Origin of the sequence: Rubellimicrobium roseum, assembly GCF_006152145.1 — a bacterium.
GTDB classification, from domain to species: domain Bacteria; phylum Pseudomonadota; class Alphaproteobacteria; order Rhodobacterales; family Rhodobacteraceae; genus Rubellimicrobium; species Rubellimicrobium roseum.
Window position 1 is genome coordinate 2,501 of record NZ_VDFV01000097.1, and the last position, 2,936, is coordinate 5,436.

Consider the following 2,936-nt stretch of genomic DNA (forward strand, 5'->3'; position numbering starts at 1 on the left):
CCAGGTATCTTGAGACTGAATACATAGGTCACAAGAAGCGAACCCGGGGAACTGAAACATCTCAGTACCTGGAGGAAAGGACATCAATAGAGACTCCGCTAGTAGTGGCGAGCGAACGCGGACCAGCCGAGCCAGGAGAGTGACCAGAACCGTCTGGGAAGACGGGCCGGAGCGGGTGACAGCCCCGTATGGGAAGCTCGAATGGACGCATTAAGTAGGGCGGGACACGTGAAATCCTGTCTGAAGATCGGGGGACCACCCTCGAAGGCTAAGTACTCCTTGCTGACCGATAGCGAACCAGTACCGTGAGGGAAAGGTGAAAAGCACCCCGACGAGGGGAGTGAAACAGTTCCTGAAACCGGACGCCTACAAGCAGTCGGAGCCTCCTTGAGGGGTGACGGCGTACCTTTTGTATAATGGGTCATCGACTTGGTCTCACGAGCGAGCTTAAGCCGGTAGGTGGAGGCGGAGCGAAAGCGAGTCTTAATAGGGCGTTTTAGTTCGTGGGATCAGACCCGAAACCGAGTGATCTAGCCATGGCCAGGCTGAAGGCTGGGTAACACCAGCTGGAGGGCCGAACCCACACCTGTTGAAAAAGGTCGGGATGAGCTGTGGCTAGGGGTGAAAGGCTAATCAAACTCGGAGATAGCTGGTTCTCTGCGAAATCTATTTAGGTAGAGCGTCAGACGAATGCCCTCGGGGGTAGAGCACTGGATGGGTGATGGGGTCCCACAGACTTACTGAGCCTAACCAAACTCCGAATACCGAGGAGCACTATCTGGCAGACACACGGCGGGTGCTAACGTCCGTCGTGGAGAGGGAAACAACCCTGACCTCCAGCTAAGGCCCCCAATTCACGGCTAAGTGGGAAAGCAGGTGGGACGACCAAAACAACCAGGAGGTTGGCTTAGAAGCAGCCATCCTTTAAAGATAGCGTAACAGCTCACTGGTCTAGACAAGTTGTCCTGCGGCGAAGATGTAACGGGGCTCAAGCCGTGAGCCGAAGCTGAGGATGCATCGCAAGATGCGTGGTAGCAGAGCGTGGTGTGACATAGTCCCCTGTCTCTTCTGCAGGCTCGACCTGCAGGGGAGACGCGGGGCTTTCGATGAAGCCGGGGCGTGAGCCATCCGGTGGAGAGATCACCAGCGAGAATGATGACATGAGTAGCGACAAAGGGGGTGAGAGACCCCCTCGCCGAAAGTCCAAGGGTTCCTGCTTAAAGCTAATCTGAGCAGGGTGAGCCGACCCCTAAGGCGAGGCCGACAGGCGTAGTCGATGGGAACCGGGTTAATATTCCCGGGCCAGGAGGATGTGACGGATCGCAGAGCTAGTTTGCCCTTATCGGATTGGGCGGGCTGGTGAGCGGTTCCTGGAAATAGCCCTCCGTAAGATCGTACCCTAAACCGACACAGGTGGACTGGTAGAGAATACCAAGGCGCTTGAGAGAACGATGTTGAAGGAACTCGGCAAAATACCTCCGTAAGTTCGCGAGAAGGAGGCCCGTCTTGTGCGCAAGCATGGGGCGGGGGCACAAACCAGGGGGTGGCGACTGTTTACTAAAAACACAGGGCTGTGCGAAGCCGCAAGGCGACGTATACAGTCTGACGCCTGCCCGGTGCTGGAAGGTTAAAGGGAGGGGTGCAAGCTCCGAACTGAAGCCCCAGTAAACGGCGGCCGTAACTATAACGGTCCTAAGGTAGCGAAATTCCTTGTCGGGTAAGTTCCGACCTGCACGAATGGCGTAACGACTTCCCCGCTGTCTCCAACATCGACTCAGCGAAATTGAATTGCCCGTGAAGATGCGGGCTTCCCGCGGTTAGACGGAAAGACCCCATGCACCTTTACTCTAGCTTCGCACTGGCATCAGGATTGCGATGTGCAGGATAGGCGGTAGGCTTTGAAGCGGGGACGCCAGTTCCCGTGGAGCCGTCCTTGAGATACCGCCCTTCGCCATCTTGATGTCTAACCGCGGTCCGTTATCCGGATCCGGGACCCTGCGTGGTGGGGAGTTTGACTGGGGCGGTCGCCTCCCAAACTGTAACGGAGGCGCGCGAAGGTTGGCTCAGGGCGGTCGGAAATCGCCCGTTGAGTGCAATGGCATAAGCCAGCCTGACTGCGAGACTGACACGTCGAGCAGAGTCGAAAGACGGCCATAGTGATCCGGTGGTCCCGCGTGGAAGGGCCATCGCTCAACGAATAAAAGGTACGCTGGGGATAACAGGCTGATACTGCCCAAGAGTCCATATCGACGGCAGTGTTTGGCACCTCGATGTCGGCTCATCTCATCCTGGGGCTGGAGCAGGTCCCAAGGGTATGGCTGTTCGCCATTTAAAGAGGTACGTGAGCTGGGTTTAGAACGTCGTGAGACAGTTCGGTCCCTATCTTCCGTGGGTGCAGGAGACTTGAGAGGAGTTGCCCCTAGTACGAGAGGACCGGGGTGAACGTTCCACTGGTGGACCGGTTGTCGTGCCAACGGCAGTGCCGGGTAGCTATGAACGGACAGGATAACCGCTGAAGGCATCTAAGCGGGAAGCCCCCCTCGAAACCAGGTCTCCCTGAGGACCGTGGCAGACCACCACGTCGATAGGCCGGAGATGCACGCGCAGCAATGCGCTCAGTTGACCGGTACTAATCGTCCGATAGGCTTGATCCGATCCAGTGACGGGAAGGACCTTCCCCGCTGCGACCGAAGTCATGCACCATCCCAACACACCATGTGCGCATGGCTTGGAACACTGATGTTCACAGGGTCCTGATCCGGTCTGGTGGCCATAGGCGCCGCGATACACCCGATCCCATCCCGAACTCGGCCGTTAAGCGCGTCGCCGCTGATGGTACTGCGTCCCAAGACGCGGGAGAGTAAGTCACCGCCAGACCTGACCAGGACCCCCATCTCTTTCCTCACACACCACCCCAGCCCCGCCCCAGCGCGAGG

At 57.8% G+C, this 2,936-nt stretch carries 2 rRNA genes (1 of these 2 cut by a window edge); both read left to right on the top strand.

Features of this window, described 5'->3' with window-relative positions:
* A 23S ribosomal RNA gene (locus FHG71_RS22625) occupies positions 1-2,654 on the top strand (it extends 180 nt beyond the left edge of the window).
* 108 nt (positions 2,655-2,762) lie between these two features.
* A 5S ribosomal RNA gene (gene rrf / locus FHG71_RS22630) occupies positions 2,763-2,877 on the top strand.
* The last annotated feature ends 59 nt before the right edge of the window (positions 2,878-2,936 follow it).